General features: G+C 43.9%; 12 protein-coding genes. 4 read left to right on the top strand and 8 right to left on the bottom strand.

The window, feature by feature from the left end; translation table 11 throughout:
* Positions 1 to 118: 118 nt before the first annotated feature.
* Genes A3K86_RS19925 through A3K86_RS19915 form a run of 3 tightly spaced genes read right to left on the bottom strand, consistent with a single transcriptional unit; the run spans position 119 to position 2,756 of the window.
* Positions 119 to 1,144 carry a metal ABC transporter substrate-binding protein gene (locus A3K86_RS19925; protein WP_068335613.1) on the bottom strand — a complete coding sequence of 342 codons (1,026 nt, stop codon included), beginning with the start codon at positions 1,142 to 1,144 and terminating at the stop codon, positions 119 to 121.
* 14 nt (positions 1,145 to 1,158) lie between these two features.
* Positions 1,159 to 2,025: a metal ABC transporter permease gene (locus A3K86_RS19920; RefSeq protein ID WP_068335610.1), complete on the bottom strand. Its 867-nt coding sequence runs from the start codon at positions 2,023 to 2,025 to the stop codon at positions 1,159 to 1,161.
* Positions 2,022 to 2,756: a metal ABC transporter ATP-binding protein gene (locus A3K86_RS19915; protein ID WP_068335607.1), complete on the bottom strand. Its 735-nt coding sequence runs from the start codon at positions 2,754 to 2,756 to the stop codon at positions 2,022 to 2,024. Before A3K86_RS19915 ends, A3K86_RS19920 begins: the two co-directional genes overlap by 4 nt.
* 461 nt (positions 2,757 to 3,217) lie before the next feature.
* On the opposite strand from A3K86_RS19915, the gene A3K86_RS19910 reads away from it, so the two are divergent.
* The 3 genes from A3K86_RS19910 to A3K86_RS19900 all read left to right on the top strand — a co-directional run bounded on the left by A3K86_RS19910 (position 3,218) and on the right by A3K86_RS19900 (position 9,086).
* Positions 3,218 to 4,024: a porin family protein gene (locus A3K86_RS19910; protein ID WP_068335604.1), complete on the top strand. Its 807-nt coding sequence runs from the start codon at positions 3,218 to 3,220 to the stop codon at positions 4,022 to 4,024.
* Between the two features lie 290 nt (positions 4,025 to 4,314).
* The gene (locus A3K86_RS19905; protein ID WP_068335601.1) at positions 4,315 to 8,289 is read left to right on the top strand and encodes an AsmA family protein; all 3,975 of its coding nucleotides are present in this window, start codon (positions 4,315 to 4,317) and stop codon (positions 8,287 to 8,289) included.
* Between the two features lie 146 nt (positions 8,290 to 8,435).
* Positions 8,436 to 9,086: a hypothetical protein gene (locus tag A3K86_RS19900; protein ID WP_068335598.1), complete on the top strand. Its 651-nt coding sequence runs from the start codon at positions 8,436 to 8,438 to the stop codon at positions 9,084 to 9,086.
* Between the two features lie 86 nt (positions 9,087 to 9,172).
* On the opposite strand, the gene A3K86_RS23025 is transcribed toward A3K86_RS19900, so the two are convergent.
* A complete protein-coding gene (locus A3K86_RS23025) occupies positions 9,173 to 9,928 on the bottom strand; it encodes a putative hemolysin (protein WP_068335596.1) in 756 nt (251 codons plus the stop codon).
* A gap of 400 nt (positions 9,929 to 10,328) precedes the next feature.
* Between A3K86_RS23025 and A3K86_RS19890 the strand changes: the two genes are divergently transcribed.
* The gene (locus A3K86_RS19890; RefSeq protein ID WP_068335593.1) at positions 10,329 to 11,558 is read left to right on the top strand and encodes a response regulator; all 1,230 of its coding nucleotides are present in this window, start codon (positions 10,329 to 10,331) and stop codon (positions 11,556 to 11,558) included.
* Positions 11,559 to 11,668: 110 nt separating this feature from the next.
* Here A3K86_RS19890 and phaC read toward each other — a convergent pair whose 3' ends face one another.
* The 4 genes from phaC to A3K86_RS19870 all read right to left on the bottom strand — a co-directional run bounded on the left by phaC (position 11,669) and on the right by A3K86_RS19870 (position 15,983).
* Entirely contained in the window at positions 11,669 to 13,498 is a 1,830-nt protein-coding gene (phaC, locus tag A3K86_RS19885) for a class I poly(R)-hydroxyalkanoic acid synthase (protein ID WP_068335591.1), read from the bottom strand.
* 67 nt (positions 13,499 to 13,565) lie between these two features.
* Complete coding sequence (locus A3K86_RS19880) at positions 13,566 to 13,916, bottom strand: phasin family protein (protein WP_068335588.1); 351 nt, start codon at positions 13,914 to 13,916, stop codon at positions 13,566 to 13,568.
* An 83-nt stretch (positions 13,917 to 13,999) separates the two neighbouring features.
* Positions 14,000 to 15,205, bottom strand: coding sequence for an acetyl-CoA C-acetyltransferase (locus A3K86_RS19875; protein ID WP_068335585.1), 1,206 nt, complete (start codon positions 15,203 to 15,205; stop codon positions 14,000 to 14,002).
* A 37-nt stretch (positions 15,206 to 15,242) separates the two neighbouring features.
* Positions 15,243 to 15,983, bottom strand: coding sequence for an SDR family oxidoreductase (locus A3K86_RS19870; RefSeq protein WP_068335582.1), 741 nt, complete (start codon positions 15,981 to 15,983; stop codon positions 15,243 to 15,245).
* Between the last annotated feature and the right edge of the window lie 717 nt (positions 15,984 to 16,700).

The following is a 16,700-nucleotide window of genomic DNA, read 5'->3' as shown; positions in this document are numbered from 1 at the left end:
ATTTTTGCGGGCCTTGCGCCCGCTTTTTTTATTTCGACTCTTAGCCGATAGCTGATATAAAAAGAAAGCCAGCATATAAGCTGGCTTTCTATATAACACTATAATTATCAAAGAATAATTACTTTAGCGCGTTAACAATAGTATCGATGTTGTATTCCATCATCTTTAAGTAAGTTGGTGCAGGACCAGTTGGCTCAGACAGCGCATCTGAATATAGCTTACCACCAACTTCAGCGTCTGTTTCGCGGCTGATTTGCTCAATCAGGCGGTTATCTGCAATGTTCTCAACAAATACGGCTTTGATACCTTCTTCGCGAATTTGCTTGATGATTTTCGCAACATCACCTGCGCTAGCTTCAGACTCCGTGCTTGTACCTTGTGGTGCATGGAAATCAATATTGTAGTCACGCGCCATGTAAGCAAATGCGGCATGCGGGGTGATCACTTTACGCTGCTCAACAGGGATCTGAGCAACCTTCTTATGCAGCTCAAGATCGAGCTTATCTAGCTGCTGAATGTAGTTCGCAGCATTGCGCTGATAATCTGCGGCATTCTTAGGGTCAGCTTTAGCCAAACCTTGTTCGATGTTTTTCACGTACACTTTTACATTCTTGATGCTGTGCCATGAATGTGGGTCGAACTCACCGTGAGCATGATGATGCTCATGATCGTGGTCATGGTGATCATGGTCATGATGCGCATGCTGGTCGTGGTCGTGGTCGTGGTCGTGGTCGTGGTCGTGGTCGTGGTCGTGGTCGTGGTGCTCATGATGACCATGTCCACCACAAGTGCAACTATGACCTTTAATTGTTTCGATACCTTCAGCCGCAAGTAGCTTAGTACCTTTAAAGTTAGAAGACTCAAGCAAACGTGGCATCCAGCCTTCAAACTCTAAACCATTCATCACAACCAGTTGTGCAGAGGCAATGGCTTTTGCATCCATTGGCGCAGGATTGTAAACGTGCGCATCACCGTTTGCTTTAACTAAATTCGTGATTTCAACGTGATCACCACCTACTTGCTGTACAAGATCGCCAAGCACAGAAAAACTAGTAACAACTGGAATTTTGCTCTCTGCCATCGCAACAGAACTACAACTCAGTCCTAGCGCAACCATAGACACTGCGAAGGTCGATTTAGACATTTCTTTCTCCATAATTATTGATTTGCAAACTGCTTAAGCAATAAGCCACCGTGACGCCCTAACAACAGCGACACTATATAAATTCCACCCAATACCAGCACAATCGCTGGGCTGGTTGCTAAACTAGCGTGATAAGACAAGAACAGACCGAAGTAACAACTCACTACCGACACAAAGAAAGCGATAACTAACATCACACCAAGTCGAGCTGTCCAAAAACGTGCAATAGCAGCTGGTAAAATCATCAGCCCCACCGCCATCAAAGTACCTAGAGCATGAAAGCCCGCGACCAAATTCAATACCACCAGCAACAGGAAACTATAGTGAGCAACCGGACTTAACTTGCTCACAGTACGGAAGAACGCAGGATCAACGCACTCCATCACAATTGGTCGGTACAACACCGCAAGCATCAATACTGAAATTGTCGCGATAGAGGTCAGTAGAATTAGCGCGTCATCGTTAAGGGCTAACGTCGAACCAAATAGCACATGTAGCAGATCTACATTGCTACCTTTTGATGAAATAATCAGGACACCTGTTGCCAGCGATAACAGGTAAAATGCCGCCATACTGGAATCTTCTTCAGCATGGGAGTGCCTTGCTACGACACCAGCTAACACTGCAACGACACACCCAGCAACCACACCGCCGATTGTCATTGCCGACACCGACAGGCCAGAAATGAGAAAACCAATCGCTGCGCCCGGTAAAATAGCGTGTGCCATTGCATCGCCAGTTAGACTCATACGACGTAAGGTAAGAAAAACCCCGATTGGCGTTGCGCTTAAGCTCAGCACAACACAACCCCACAAGGCGCGTTGCATGAAAGAAAAATCGGAAAAAGGTTCGATGAATAATGTGTAGAGATCTTGGATCATGCGGTTTTGCTTAATAAAGTTGAATCTGCAGGAAGGTGCGCCAAATGCTGGTAGCCCGCACGGATAAGGTTATCGGTTGAAAGCACTTGGTGCGCATCACCTTTAGCGATCATTTGTGTTGCAAGCAGCATGACTTGCGGAAAATAACGTTGCACTAAGGCAAGATCGTGAATAACAGCAATCACGGTTTTACCCGCTTGCTGGCAACGCTCAATGACTTTCATTAAATCTTCAATGGTTTGCGCATCAATTGCGTTAAACGGCTCATCAAGCAATAAAATATCAGCGTCCTGAACCAACATTCTTGCAAATAACATACGCTGAAACTGACCGCCAGAAAGCGCACTAATTTGACGTTCCTCCATTCCAAGTAAACCAACCGTTTCTAAGGCCGAATAAATTCGAACATTTTCTTTACGGTTGAACGCACGCCAAAAACTCAAGCGTCGCCACGCCCCACCGGCGACAAATTCACGCACAGTGATCGGAAATTGCTTATCAATTTGACTACTTTGAGGCAGATAAGCGATATCACTTAAGCGTGATTGCGCTAAGTCAATGTGTCCTGTATGAGGTTTGATCTGATCCATGATGGTTTTAAGTAGTGTGGACTTACCCGCTCCGTTCGGCCCTACTACGGCTAACAATTCGCCTTTTTGAATCTGCGCAGTCACTTGCTCTAGCGCAAACTCATCACGGTAACGAACTGATAAATTTTCTATTGAAATCATTAAATTAAAACTACTTAATCAGAAAAGACAACATAACCCAAAGTAACGCAATAAAGCTTACTGCGACAATGAGCCGCGCAGGCACACTGGCTAGTAATAAGGAAGCACGCCAATTACTTGATGTTATATCATCACATTTTACGTCGGGAACAGAAGACGAGTTTTCTTGTTTCATACTTAACTTTTAGGTTTGTACATTATGTGATTGGAATCAGAACACATAACAAAATGGCGCTAACACCAACACCGTTACAATATAACATAACAAAAAGGCGAATGACTAGTTGTTTAGAATTACTCTCATTTAGCAAATGCCATTCTGTTTTTAATTCACGACAAAAATCATAACAAGGAGCAATAAATTACAGTAATTGTATGCCATTGAATCTATTTGTTTGTTGATAAGTAAGCAGTTAATATCTCGCGCATTGATTCATTGTCAAACAAAGCGAATACTTCCTGTGATAAAAAAATTTTCAGCACTATGCCTAACCAGCACCATGATCGCGGCTCCTGCTTTTGCCACCTCTAGCTACGATTTCTCTGACCCAACAAAAACAGCGACAGCCATTCAAGGCGAAGTCACTAATCTGAATGTAGATCTGGAAGACAATGCGAGTTCAGAGCGCCAAACGGCCAACGGTAAAGCAACCATCTTTGGTGCAGGTATCACATCAGAAGTATTTAACAATGACGGCGTTCGAGCAGCATTCTTGTTTGGATACAATTACTTAGACCGTGCTTACGGTCGTAGTTTTGGTGAGAAAAAAGATACTGATGCAAAAATCGATAACGGTCATCGTAACAGCTTCAAAGTAGGCTTTGCCGCTGCTAAAGACTTCGATAGCCGCTTAGTTGATACGGTATACACCAACTTTAATTACTATTGGCTGCAAGAATCCACCCCGCTGTTTAGTGAAGGTTATGATCTCAACCTAACAGCAAAACTAAGCTCAGTTAACATTGGTAGCGGCGAGCTAAATTTCTACCCTAGCTATACCTATACACAGATGAAGAGCGGCAACAAGAGCGTTCAAGATGAATCTATCAATAGTTACGCCGTTCGCATTGCCTACGCAATGGAAGCTTTCAGCGTTTACGCAGAGCCAAAACGTGTCGACGGAAAATTCGTTTACGGCTTAGGGGCTGGCTATAACTTCACTGATGATTTTGTGATTGGTGCTCGCTACGAGCAATACACTGAGAGCCACAACAAAATAAAGCTTGATCTAACAGGCTTTACCTTAGCGCTAGATTACCGCTTCTAAGCTCGCCAATGAATCGTAATAACACAGTGTCTATTCAAGACTAGGCACTGTGTTCATAACTATAGTAGGTTCAATTTCGTCTTATTCATCTAGAGCTAAATATCCACCCTTTAATTGCCGCACAAAATCTTAGTTCACAACCTGTTACACTCCATTGCACAGATTCAGTAGCCGCTGCACAATCAACTAGAGATTATGCCTCTCCCTCTACCTTATCTGGCGTGAACATGCTATCTTCGCCCCTAATAAAACAACATACATAATTTTCGCTCATTACTAGATCTAAAGCTATGACTGACGCAAATAGTTCGCCTGACAACCATTCAATATCCACCCCACCACCAACGAAAAAATCTTGGTCTCGTCGACTCCTAAAAGGTGTAGGGATCACGCTTGGGCTAATCGTAATTGCGTTAGTCGTCGCATTATCGATCGGCATTAAAATCGATCTGACGCCATACCGTGATCGCATTGCTCAAACGCTAAACGACAACCTTCATCGTAAGGTCACTATTGGTGGTGACATTCAGCTCGTAGTTGGCTTCAGCCCAGAAGTGAATATCAACCAAGTTGAGATTGCCAATATCGAGTCTATGCCTTGGCAACCGATGCTTACCTCAGGACATATCTCTGCCAAAATCGATGTATTACCTTTATTAAATAACACCTTATCGATTGACTACTTGGCACTTAAAGATATTAACCTTTCTTTGGCGAAAGACTTTGATGGCAATGCGAACTGGATATTCGACCCAGCCGCTCCGACGCAAAGTGACGAAAGCATTAATGCAGAGAAAAGCTCAGGCGATACTAGCTTTGCCCTTCAGATAGGTGATCGCATCACTGCTGAAAACGTGAGTATGTTGTATGAAGATCAAACTCAAGGTAGCTACTTTGACTGGCACCTTGAGAATCTGTCGTTAACACAATCTGAGGACGATGATTGGCAACTTACCACCAAAGGTTATGCGCTAGGTCAAGAGTACAACCTAACCCTTAAAGGCAACCTTGAACAAATCATCAACCAGCAACACGGTAACCTGCATGTTGCCGGTGCATTTGTCGGTGCTCAATTAACGCTGGATGCAAGTCTTCTACCGCTTAACGAAGGTAATTCCACAGCCAGTGTGTCCCTTGATTGGCAAGACACCCAAGCGATCGAAAATTTGTTTGGTCTTGATGTTAAGCACGTAGCGCCACTCTCTATCACCACGAACCTATCAGCATCGGCTCGCCACCTTCATGTTAATGATCTGAAATTACGTAGCCCGATCACTCAAGCTGATGGTCACTTCTCGCTCGAGCTTGGCAAACATAACTTCATTGATGGTCAACTCGATATCCCAGTGATTGATTTACGTCCTTGGCTGCAACCAGAGCCTGAGCCGCCAATGATGATGGCATACTCAAGTGCGCCACCACAAAAATCACCACTACAACAAGCGTTAGACAAATGGCTACTGGAAACCACCACTAAGCTGGGGATCCAAATCGGTGAAATCAAAGGTCTTGGTACAACGGTTCAGAACCTGTCACTGAATGTCGATGGTGAAAACGGCAAGCTAACAGCACCAATGACAGCCGATATCGCACAAGTGCCATTCCGTGGACATGCCAATGTTGATGCCACTGAATGGACATCAACGGTCGATATTCAGCTTGGTGCGAAAGACTCTCCGCTCGGTGAAATGGCACGATGGTTAACCGGTATTTATGCGGCTAAAGGTCATCTTGAAAATGCCCAACTAAAAGTATCGACCCAAGGTACCAAACTGAAAGAATGGCTAGATAACAGCGCAGTGGCACTTGAAATCGATCAAGCAAAAGTTAACTGGGCACGTGAAGCGACTTTCAGCATTGATAAAGCTCGCCTAAACGCGGGTATCAACCAAAATTTCCAATCGGAAATTAACGGTCAGCTCATGGGTATCCCAGCGACCATTACGGCAAAAGCCGGTACGCTAGGCGATATTATTGCTAAGCGTGATTGGCCAACCGAGTTTCGCTTTACTAGCCCAGTGCTGTCGATTAAAGCTGATGGTTTGCTTGCTCAAACCAACTGGCAAGAAGGCAGTTACTTTACACTACAAGTGAAAGGGAAAGATGCGAGCGAGCTAGGCCCTTGGTTAGGCACTCAAACGCAAGTTTCTGGCCCTATCGATATTCAAGGCAAACTAGACTACAAAGACGGCTTAGTTCAGCTCATGATGAACAAGCTAACCCTGTTAGATAGCCGTGGTCAGTTGGCACTAACTTGGCGTCCTGAACCTGATAACCAATGGGTGTCGTTAGACGGTCGCTTTACTCGTTTGGACTTCACGCAGTTTGGTCAATTCATCAATGATGATGAACTACCAGAAGTAGAACAATCGGTCCCAACCAAAGGTGCAAACCTCACCATTCCACTGTTGAGCGATGATATTCAAATCATTGATGCTGACCTTGCGATTAAAGTTGATAAGTTGGTATGGGCAGATCAAAGCCTGAATCGCATCGCCTTCAAAGGCAAAATGCGCAATGGTGATATGCCAGCGGCGCCATTTAGCATGCAATACGCAGGTAGTACTTATCGAGGAGACCTAGCGCTTAACATCAATTCATCCATGATTAATTCACGCCTCAATCTGGTGGTGAATAATCCGGATATTGGTCAGATTGCGAAGAGCTTTGCCATTACTGACGAGTTAGGCATGAAGCTAGATCAAGCCTCATTATCCGTGAAGCTATCAGGGCGAACTGTGCTTGAGCTAATGGAGATGGCGGAAATCAAAGCGCGCTTATCAGGCGGTCAGCTCGCACTTGCAGATACCTACACTGGCAAAGCGTTAGACGTTTACCTCAGCGCAGGTGACTTTGTTACTGGCCCTGATACACAAACCGCATTGACGATTCAAGGCCAAGTTGAGAAACGTCCAATTAAGCTAGCGTTCAATTCAGTCTCGCTTAAACAAGCGAATGACGGTCGTAAAACGCTACCTGCCACAATGAAGCTAACCATTGGTGATATGGCATTTAATGCCAATTCTGAGCTTGCTCTGCCTCTGGATTTCAAAAAGCTCAAAGTGAACCTTGATGCTGCTATTCCGAATTTGAATCGTCTTAATCACTTCACAGGTGTTGATTTACCACCTTACGGGCCGATCAAGTTCCAAGCTAAACTGGCTTCTGACGAGCTGGGTTACCGCTTTACCGATCTACTTGTGAAAGTAAATCAAAGCGAGCTAAAAGGTCATGGTGATATTCAGCCTCAAGGTCGCTTTAATCGTCCTGACATTCGCGTCGCACTGACTGCACCTTTTATTCAGCTTGACGACTTTAAGGTAAAAGGCTGGCAAGCCTGGCTTGATGAAGCTCAAAAACAACAAGAGGCAGAATCAGAAGCAACCGCAAACGAAAGCACTGCAGATTCAGAACAAGCCGCGCCAGTGATCAGCCCTGAAGGTTTGGATTGGGTTAATGCTGATTTTCGTCTTAAAGTGAATGAAGTGCGTTCAGGTAAAGACTGGTTAGGTGCAGGTCACTTACGTCTTCATCTAGAAAATGGGATTCTTGAGCTAAAACCTATGCAGGTAAAACTGCCGGGTGGCAACTTTGATATGTCGGCAAAAATCAGAGCCAAAGGCGATATGTTCGATATTGGTCTGGCAGGCAACATCACCAACTTTGATTATGGTGTGATAGCACGTCGTGTTGACCCTAAAACCGATATGGGCGGTAAAATCAGCACCCAATTTAGAATGACAAGCCTTGCCAATTCACCTGACAGCTTCATGAATAATGCTGATGGCTTTATTGGATTTGCTGCTTGGCCTCAAGCATTTGAAGCAGACTTAATCGACCTGTGGGCAGTCAACCTGACCGATGCCATTATCCCGAGTTTTACCGATGAGAATAACTCGGTACTAAACTGTGTCGCTGCTGGGCTTGATATCAACAAAGGCAATATTCAACAACGTGACATGTTGTTAGATACCACCCGTATTCAGGTGAATGGTATTTTTGAAGCCTCATATCAAGAGCGCGCCTTTGATCTTTACCTACGTCCACAATCGAAAAAAGCGCAGATTTTTAGCTTGCAAACACCAATTGAAGTACACGGTAAATTTGAAGATTTCGATCTAAGTGTTCCACTATCGGCAATCTTTGAAACCTCAGTTCGTTTTACGACAAGTCCTGTGATTTCACCTATCCGCTGGCTAATCGAAAAGCCGCTGGAGCGTGATGGTAGCGCCACTTGTGAATTAATATGGCAAGGCAAAAAGTAACAGTTCGATCATACCGATAAAGTACTGTTAAATTGACTATCTTAAGCCCAAGCAATGCTTGGGCTTTCTTTTGTCTCAAGTATCATAATCAAGCCTTACTGTCCCTTCTTACACTGAGATCATTATCATGAAGTTATGGAATGATCATGCGGGCCTCTTTCCTCCTACTCACATTGCTGTATAGCATCGCACTGATGCTGCTCTCCAACGTACAAGCAGCAACAAAAGAGGGCTGGGAGCTGAGCTTAGGGCTAGGTGCCTCGTATAGCTTAGATCAAGACATCACACTCCAACTCAAAGATCAGCCAGATATTACGTTAAACGGAAATCGCGAGAGTAAGCCCTTCTCTTCCCCGCTTTATTACGGAGCCAGAGTCAGTTATTGGTGGGATGATCAAGCCATCGAACTAGAAGGGATCCATCATAAAGTCTATGTCGATGATGCCCTTCCCACTCAAGTGGAAAAATTTGAAGTCACAGATGGCTATAACCTGTTTTACACCAACTATGCCGTCAATTGGCGAGGCAGCCTTATTCTACGTGCCGGAATTGGTGGCGTTATCGCTCACCCTGACGTGATAATTGAAGGAGACAGAACTTTTGGTGGCTATCAATTTGCAGGGCTTTCTGGACAAGTTGGAGTAGAGAAAGAATTTAGCCTAACCAAACACTGGTTATTATCTCTGGAAGGAAAGGTCAGTATTTCTGAAGCCGATATCAACATAAACCAAGGCAGTGCCGATGTACCCGATACCGCCTTTCATCTACTAGGTCATTTAAAATACCACTTTGATTAGATCCAACTTCAGTGGGATCAAAAAAGCCGCCTTAATCATGAAGGCGGCTTACAAACTCAACTGACTATTTTATAAAATAAACAGTCTTATTCTTTGTGGTTAGCACGGTAGTATTCCCATGCTTCAACAACTTTGCCGTCTGTTAGCTTACAAGAACCGGCCTTGATTTCACCTTCATCATTAAGGAAGTATTGACCACCTTGCTCTTCACAAAATACAGCTGAAGGGTTAGCCATACCAATCAGCTCACCTTCTGCAGCTTCTTGGTTGTGTTGACGGAAGTATTCCCACTCTTCTACTTCTGTGCCATCAGCTAGCTGACAGACTGAATATTGGCCATCCGCACCATCTTTAGTGATAGTCTTACCGCCCTGCTCTTCACAGAACACAGATGCTGGGTTTGCCATACCAATAGTCGATTCTGCCGTCTGCTCTTCTTCGGTATTGTGCTGGCGGAAGTATTCCCATTCTTCTACTTCTGTACCATCGGCTAGCTGGCAGTAGCCCACTTGGCCATTTTCACCATCTTTGATGATAACTTTGCCGCCCTGCTCTTCACAGAATACAGAAGCTGGGTTTGCCATATTCGCAACAGGCTCAGCTTTGTCTTCCTTACTTTCATTCATGAAAGTCCACTCTTCAATTAAACGACCATCACTTAACTTACAGTAGCCAACCTGACCACCATTTTCATCCTTAATTACCACTTCGCCACCTTGCTCTTCACAGAACACAGAAGCTGGATTTGCCGCACCTGCTACAGTCGCCTCAGGCTTTTCTGCTTCAGAGCACGCCGTCAAACCAATCGTTGCAAATAATGCCACTAGAAGTGTTTTTTTCATGATGCCATATCCTTTATCGAATAATTAATCGACTTTGCCATACGCAATTGAACATCGTTTTTAAAGTCGTTGTTTGATGTGTTACTTTAATGATTTCACGCTCAATGTCAAACCTCATTTGTCAAAGTTATGTCAACAACAAGTAATATAATGCTTCAAGTGACAAAGCGAAAAGGCGTGATTGTTCACAACAGTACGACTGTAATTAACAACCACACTCAAATTCTGTGAGTAAGTACAAAAAATTAGACACAGATCGCATTTGTGGTTAAGCAACATACAAGAAATATACGCTTTCAACATTATCTTTATTTGTATCTGCATAGATTTTAACTCATAATGTTGCGCCTTATTTAGCCGTAACAACGGTTAAAGCAAAATAGGTTGTGGTAAATGGAAAATGGAACAAAAAATACTCGTAGTTGAAGATAGCCGACCGTTTCGCCGAGCTATCGAATGCGAACTTAGACAAGCCGGATTTTTACCTGTTTTTGCTGAAACCATTGCTGAAGCAGAGTCAGTTCTTGACCAAAACACCGACTTTCTCTGCGCAATTTTAGATTACTGCTTGCCCGACGGACAAGACGGAGAAATTATTGATGTTTGCTTATCGGTTGACATCAAAGTAATCGTCCTGACCGCCTTAATGGATGAAATAACTCGCGAGAAAGTACTCGCTAAAACAGTTATCGACTATATCCCTAAAGATAGTCCGAGTTGCATTTCGTCAATCATTCCTATTTTAAACCGCCTTGCCAAAAACAGTAGCCACAAAGTGCTACTGGTTGATGACTCCATTACAGCTCGTAAATACACGCGCAGCCTGCTAGAGCGTCAGTATTTAAACGTTATTGAGGCAAAAGACGGTGAGCATGCACTACAGATCATGCAACATGACAGTGACATCAGCTTAGTGATCACTGATTATGATATGCCAGAACGTGATGGTGTGAGCTTAGTTAAAGAATTAAGAAAGCAATACAGCCTTGATAAACTCGCTATTATTGGTCTTTCTGCAAGTGATGAAGCATCGCTAACCGCAAAATTTTTGAAAGCGGGTGCCAACGATTACCTCACTAAACCGTTTAATCAGGAAGAATTCTACTGCCGTTTACACAGCACTTTGAATATCCTTGATTCCGAGCGCCGCCTCTACCACTTAGCGAATCAAGACTATCTCACCCAAACGTGGAATCGTCGTTACTTCTTCGAGCATCCAACAAGTAAAAACCACAATTCACCACGTTGTTTAGCATTGATTGATATTGATAACTTTAAGTCGGTAAACGACAGCTATGGTCACCACATTGGTGATATGGTGCTAATTGAACTGGCAACTGTGCTAAAGAATTACTTCCCAGACGCTCTAGTTTCTCGCTTTGGCGGTGAAGAGTTCTGTATTCTTTATGGGAATTCACCGCATATCTTCAACCAGCGACTTGAAGCCATGAAGGAAGATATCGCCAATTCTGAGCTGACAATTTTAACCAATAAGATCAAGTACACGGTCAGTGCTGGTGTGGTTATTGCTGAAAGTAATATCCACGATTTATTGCGCCGTGCCGATAACTGTTTATACCGAGCTAAATCGCTAGGTCGTAACCGTATTGTCGAAGAAGAATTAGTGTGATCATTCTGCCCTAAAGAAAAAAAGAAAAGAGATTAATAACTAGGTAGATAAATCAAAGCCAGTGACTTTCATCACTGGCTTTTTTGTATCCACCCATTACATCTTCAGCATTAGGCTTGCTCTGGCGTATCATGTAACTGGCTTTGTGCTCGCTGCTCAGAAAGATCAAGTTCAATCGGCAGCGTCTGGCGAACATAGACCCCTGGTGCAGGCATAATCGCTGGATAATTGGTATTACCAATCGCACGTGCATCTACAGGTTCTTCTGCAACAAAACCTTGTAGCCACTGATCCCAGTGATGCCACCAAGACCCCTCTTGGCGTTGCGCGCCCTTCAACCAAGCTTCAGGATCGGCATTTTGCTTATCATTGAGCCAGAAACCATACTTGTTCTTAGCAGGATGATTCACAATACCGGCAATGTGCCCCGACTCACCCAACACGAACGTCGCTTTACTGCCTAAGCACAGTGCACCACGATAAGTGCCCTGCCAAAGTGCAATATGATCTTCGAGTGTTGAGATAAAGTAGGTTGGTACTTTCACCTTACTCAAATCGATATTCACCCCATCGACCTGAATACCTTTCGGATCGATCAGTTTATTTTCGAGGTAAAGTTTACGCAGCAAGGTGTTATGACAAGCCGCAGCCACATTCGTGCTATCACCATTCCAGTACAGGAGATCAAAATCAATTGGGCTATTACCTTTAAGGTAATTATTGATGTAGTAATTCCAGTACAAGCTATTTTCACGAAGCAGGCTGAATGTCACGCTGAGTGAGCGACCATCCATATAGCCGTTAGACAGGTTCTGCGCCTCAATCGCCGAGATAATCGGATCATTAATGTAAGCGCCAATTTCCCCTGGTTGTGAGAAATCGAGTAACGTCGTAAAGAAGGTTGCTGACTTAACGCGGCTCTTCATACGCTTACCAGCATAGTAAGCTAACGTTGTTGCCAACAAACTACCACCAATACAGTAACCTGCTGTATTGATTTGCTTCTCACCAGTAATGTCGATAACCGCATCGATCGCTTTAATAGTGCCATCTAACACATAGTGCTCAAAATCCACCTCTGCCATAGATGCATCAGGGTTGCGCCACGACATCATAAATACCGTATGACCTTGCTCTACCAGCCAACGCACCATTGAGTTCTTCTCGCGCAAGTCGAGAATATAGTACTTGTTGATAAATGGCGGCACGATAAGCAGCGGCGTCGAGTGCACGGTTTCCGTCAATGGTTTGTATTGAATCAGTTCAAACAAATCATTCTTGAATACCACTTCACCGGGTGTGTTGGCGACGTTCTCACCCAATTCAAATGCGCTATCGTTAGTCATACGAATTTTCAGTACATCCGCGCTTGATTGGATATCTTCTTGCAATAGTTCCATCCCTTTAACAAGGTTTTCGCCATTGCTTTCCACCGTCAGCTTCACAAGCTCTGGGTTAGTGGTCACGAAATTAGTTGGAGAAAGCGCATTGATCGCTTGACGAGAAAAGAAGCTCAAACGCTCCTTAGTTTTCTCATCCAAGCCTTCAATCGCATCAATGCTTTCTTGCATTGTTTTGCTGTATAAAAGGTATGACTGCTTGATGTAGTTATAGAACGCTTCGTTTTCCCATGCAGGGTCACTAAAGCGCTTATCATCTTTTGCAGGCTTTACCACGGCATCTTCACCGCTGGGATTGAGCGCGATGTTCTGCCAAATCTTCATTTGGTTTTCCCACCAATTCATCTGCACTTGTGCCATCGCAGCTGGTTGTGCCGCGGCTTTTTCAATGAGTTGAGTGGCATCGTCGAGATTGACTTCATTAAGTGCTTTATTGAGGGGAGTATTGATGGCTGCCTTGCCAGTATCCAGTTCTTTCCACCACAGCTTATTCATTTCTTGGAGCTTGGCAAAGTAGTCCGAAAAGAAGTTTTGATCCATGATAATGACCTCATTTATGGACTAAAAAGCCGCTCAGATCCTACCGAGCGGCCTTGTGGTCATTAGCTTACGCAGTTGGCGTCGCTTGTTTTACGTTTTCAGCTACAAGCTCTTCAACATCATTTTTGAATTCTTGAGCAATCGCTTGGAACTTGTTGCTATCATCCATAAGTTGTTGAGATAGCTTAGTTAGTGTTTCAAGTTGCTGACTGTTGAATTCAGTGAGTGTTTGTACGTCTTTCACTTCGCTCACAGCTTTAAGTTGAGAAAGACCTAGGTCACTGTAAGCACGTACAGCCGCTAGTTGTAGCTCAGTGATATCTTCAACATTTTTAGTAAATAGCTTGTTGAATTTCACGTATGGCGCTAGTGACTTCTCTGTTTGCTCTGAGAAAGATTTGAACATTTCCGTATACATATTTTGGATCCTTATTCATCAATTAAATTAGTTTAGCTTCCAGCCCACGTCACTGTGCTGCCTTCCGCTTGTACGTACATTGGTTAAACACTTTTTAGAACAATGGCTGTACCCATACCGCCACCCACACATAAGGTTGCCAGACCATATTCGGTATTTTGACGGCGCATTTCATGAAGTAAGCTAACAATAATTCGGTTACCAGAAGCACCTAGCGGGTGACCCAGCGCAATCGCACCACCATTCACATTGGCACGCTCAGCAATGTCTTCGACTTTAACTTCAAGCTCGTCTGCCAACTCATGCAGTACACCTAACGCTTGCCCGGCAAAAGCTTCGTTGAACTCAAACAGCCCCACTTTATCGATTGTTAGTTCTGCTTTGTTCAGCGCTTTTACAACTGCAGGTACTGGACCTAATCCCATCACTTCAGGAGCCACACCCGCCTGCGCATAGCTTTCAATCTCAGCCAGTGGTGTTAAGCCATATTTCTCAACTGCCGCTTCTGACGCGACAATAATCGCACTACCACCATCGTTAATACCTGACGCATTACCCGCGGTGACGCTACCTTCTTTATTAAAGGCAGGGCGTAATTTAGCGAGTCCTTCTATACTGGCATCGGCTTTTGGATATTCATCGGTATCAACCACATTAGTTGCACGACGAGATACCACTTCAACCGCAGCGATTTCTTCTTTGAACTTACCTTGTTCAATGGCCGCCACCGCTTTTTGTTGGCTAGCTAACGCAAAGTTATCTTGTTGTTCACGAGTCAGCCCCACTTTTGTGACAACATTTTCCGCCGTCACACCCATGTGGTATTGATTGAAAACGTCAGTTAGACCATCAGCAATCAGCAAATCTGTCATCTGTAGGTTGCCCATTTTCTGACCGTCACGCACTTTCGATGACACACAGAATGGGATTTGCGACATGCTTTCAGCACCCGCAGCGACCACAACTTCAGCATCACCCGCTTTGATATGTGCAGCGGCATCCATTACCGCTTTCATACCACTACCACAGACCATGTTTAGGCTGTAAGCAGGCACTTCGTGAGGAACACCCGCATAGATTGCAGCTTGGCGACCCGGCCCCATACCTTGGCCAGCACCAACAACATTCCCTAAAATCACTTCATCAACGTTTGCTGGTTTAATGTTTGCTTGTTCTAGCGCGGCTTTAATTGCCACAGCACCCAATTGCGCCGGAGAAACCGACTTCAATGCGCCATTAAAACTGCCAATCGGTGTACGTTTTGCTGCAACAATAAATACTCTAGCCATGTTTGGATTCCTTTATTCCATCAAATAGTGCGCACAATTAGTGCATGTACAAACCACCGTTCACATTTAAGGTTTCGCCTGTAATGTAGGCTGCTTGCTCACTGGCTAAGAAAGTCACGGCCGCTGCAATCTCGTCTGGTTTTGCCAAACGTTTCATTGGAATTTCAGCTTTAATGCCGTCTAATACTTCTTCACGGATCGCTTGAACCATTGGCGTACCGGTATAACCCGGTGCAATTGCATTCACAGTCACACCAAAACGCGCACCTTCAGCGGCTAGTGCCTTAGTGAAGCCAATCATGCCTGCTTTAGCTGCTGAGTAATTCGCCTGACCAAACTGCCCTTTTAATCCGTTAACCGAAGTAATGTTGATAATACGTGCGTTGCCTTTTTCACACATGGCTGCGAAAAGCGGATGTGTTACGTTAAACAAACTATTTAAGTTCGTGTTAATAACCTCATTCCACTGTTGTGCCGTCATACGTTTAAAGGTCGTATCGCGTGTGATACCTGCATTATTTACCAGCACATCGATGTTACCTTCCTCTTGCAACAATGTTGCGAGCACTTCTTCGCAGTAAGCGGTATCTGTAACATCTAGCGGGAATAGGCGAACTTGATCTTCAGAATAATTATTCTCTTTCAACCACTCTTTAGCCTTGGCTTCACCAGTAGGGAAGTATGCCGCGATAACGCGAAAACCAGCCGCAACTAAACCGTCTGTAATCGACGAACCAATACCACCTTTTGCACCTGTTACTAATGCTTTTTTAGCCATGAACACAGACTCCTTTCTTCCCTTTCATTAAACCCATGCTATTGATGAAGAAGCATTTAATTCCTTCACCTCCAACGCAGTGAGTTTTACCAATAGAACTGACGTTACGTTGCAATATTCTTCAAGCGACACGATATCGCGTAAAAAATACACTTCCGTGATAGATTTATTGCATATTTATTATAAGAACACAGTGTCATACGGTTATCAACACAGAGCATCAATGGTCGTACCAATATACCTGAATAGAATCACACTTATGCTGATTATCAATAGCATGCTTATATTGTTATCAATAATTTAAAATCCAATTACATCAAAGCATAATCAATGCCAATCGCTATAGAATGCGCAACATGTTGAATTTTATAAACTTATTCTAATTAACAAAATTTAAGCTGCATATTTATGAGCACCACAATGGTGCGCTCACACAACTTCGATCGTGAAAAAGATCAAAAAAGGTTTTACGAAGAACGTCATTAGATAGGAGTTGATAGCAAGCGTGCTTAGTGGAGTAACATGCAGTTAGAAGATGGCTATCTTAGGATTTTTGAATTCATGAAGCTTGCTCTCAGAATTAACATAAAATCACTTGAACAAATTTCAATATTTTCAAACAATAAGCCCATTATTGTTGGCTTTCAAAACGGTTGGTTTTTTCATACTTAGGAAACGTATCTATGCCTTGCCTAAATACACGAATAACATCATGAC

The sequence above is a fragment of the Photobacterium jeanii genome, from assembly GCF_001650345.1.
In the GTDB taxonomy this organism is placed as follows: Bacteria; Pseudomonadota; Gammaproteobacteria; order Enterobacterales; family Vibrionaceae; genus Photobacterium; species Photobacterium jeanii.
This window is presented reverse-complemented; position numbering and strand designations above follow the sequence as displayed.

What these genes read in the sequence shown, in the direction of transcription:
- A3K86_RS19925 (WP_068335613.1), bottom strand. Translation starts at nt 1,144, where the DNA reads ATGTCTAAATCGACCTTCGCAGTGTCTATGGTTGCGCTAGGACTGAGT.
- A3K86_RS19920 (WP_068335610.1), bottom strand. Translation starts at nt 2,025, where the DNA reads ATGATCCAAGATCTCTACACATTATTCATCGAACCTTTTTCCGATTTT.
- A3K86_RS19915 (WP_068335607.1), bottom strand. Translation starts at nt 2,756, where the DNA reads ATGATTTCAATAGAAAATTTATCAGTTCGTTACCGTGATGAGTTTGCG.
- A3K86_RS19905 (WP_068335601.1), top strand. Translation starts at nt 4,315, where the DNA reads ATGACTGACGCAAATAGTTCGCCTGACAACCATTCAATATCCACCCCA.
- A3K86_RS19900 (WP_068335598.1), top strand. Translation starts at nt 8,436, where the DNA reads ATGCGGGCCTCTTTCCTCCTACTCACATTGCTGTATAGCATCGCACTG.
- A3K86_RS23025 (WP_068335596.1), bottom strand. Translation starts at nt 9,928, where the DNA reads ATGAAAAAAACACTTCTAGTGGCATTATTTGCAACGATTGGTTTGACG.
- A3K86_RS19890 (WP_068335593.1), top strand. Translation starts at nt 10,329, where the DNA reads ATGGAACAAAAAATACTCGTAGTTGAAGATAGCCGACCGTTTCGCCGA.
- phaC (WP_068335591.1), bottom strand. Translation starts at nt 13,498, where the DNA reads ATGGATCAAAACTTCTTTTCGGACTACTTTGCCAAGCTCCAAGAAATG.
- A3K86_RS19880 (WP_068335588.1), bottom strand. Translation starts at nt 13,916, where the DNA reads ATGTATACGGAAATGTTCAAATCTTTCTCAGAGCAAACAGAGAAGTCA.
- A3K86_RS19875 (WP_068335585.1), bottom strand. Translation starts at nt 15,205, where the DNA reads ATGGCTAGAGTATTTATTGTTGCAGCAAAACGTACACCGATTGGCAGT.
- A3K86_RS19870 (WP_068335582.1), bottom strand. Translation starts at nt 15,983, where the DNA reads ATGGCTAAAAAAGCATTAGTAACAGGTGCAAAAGGTGGTATTGGTTCG.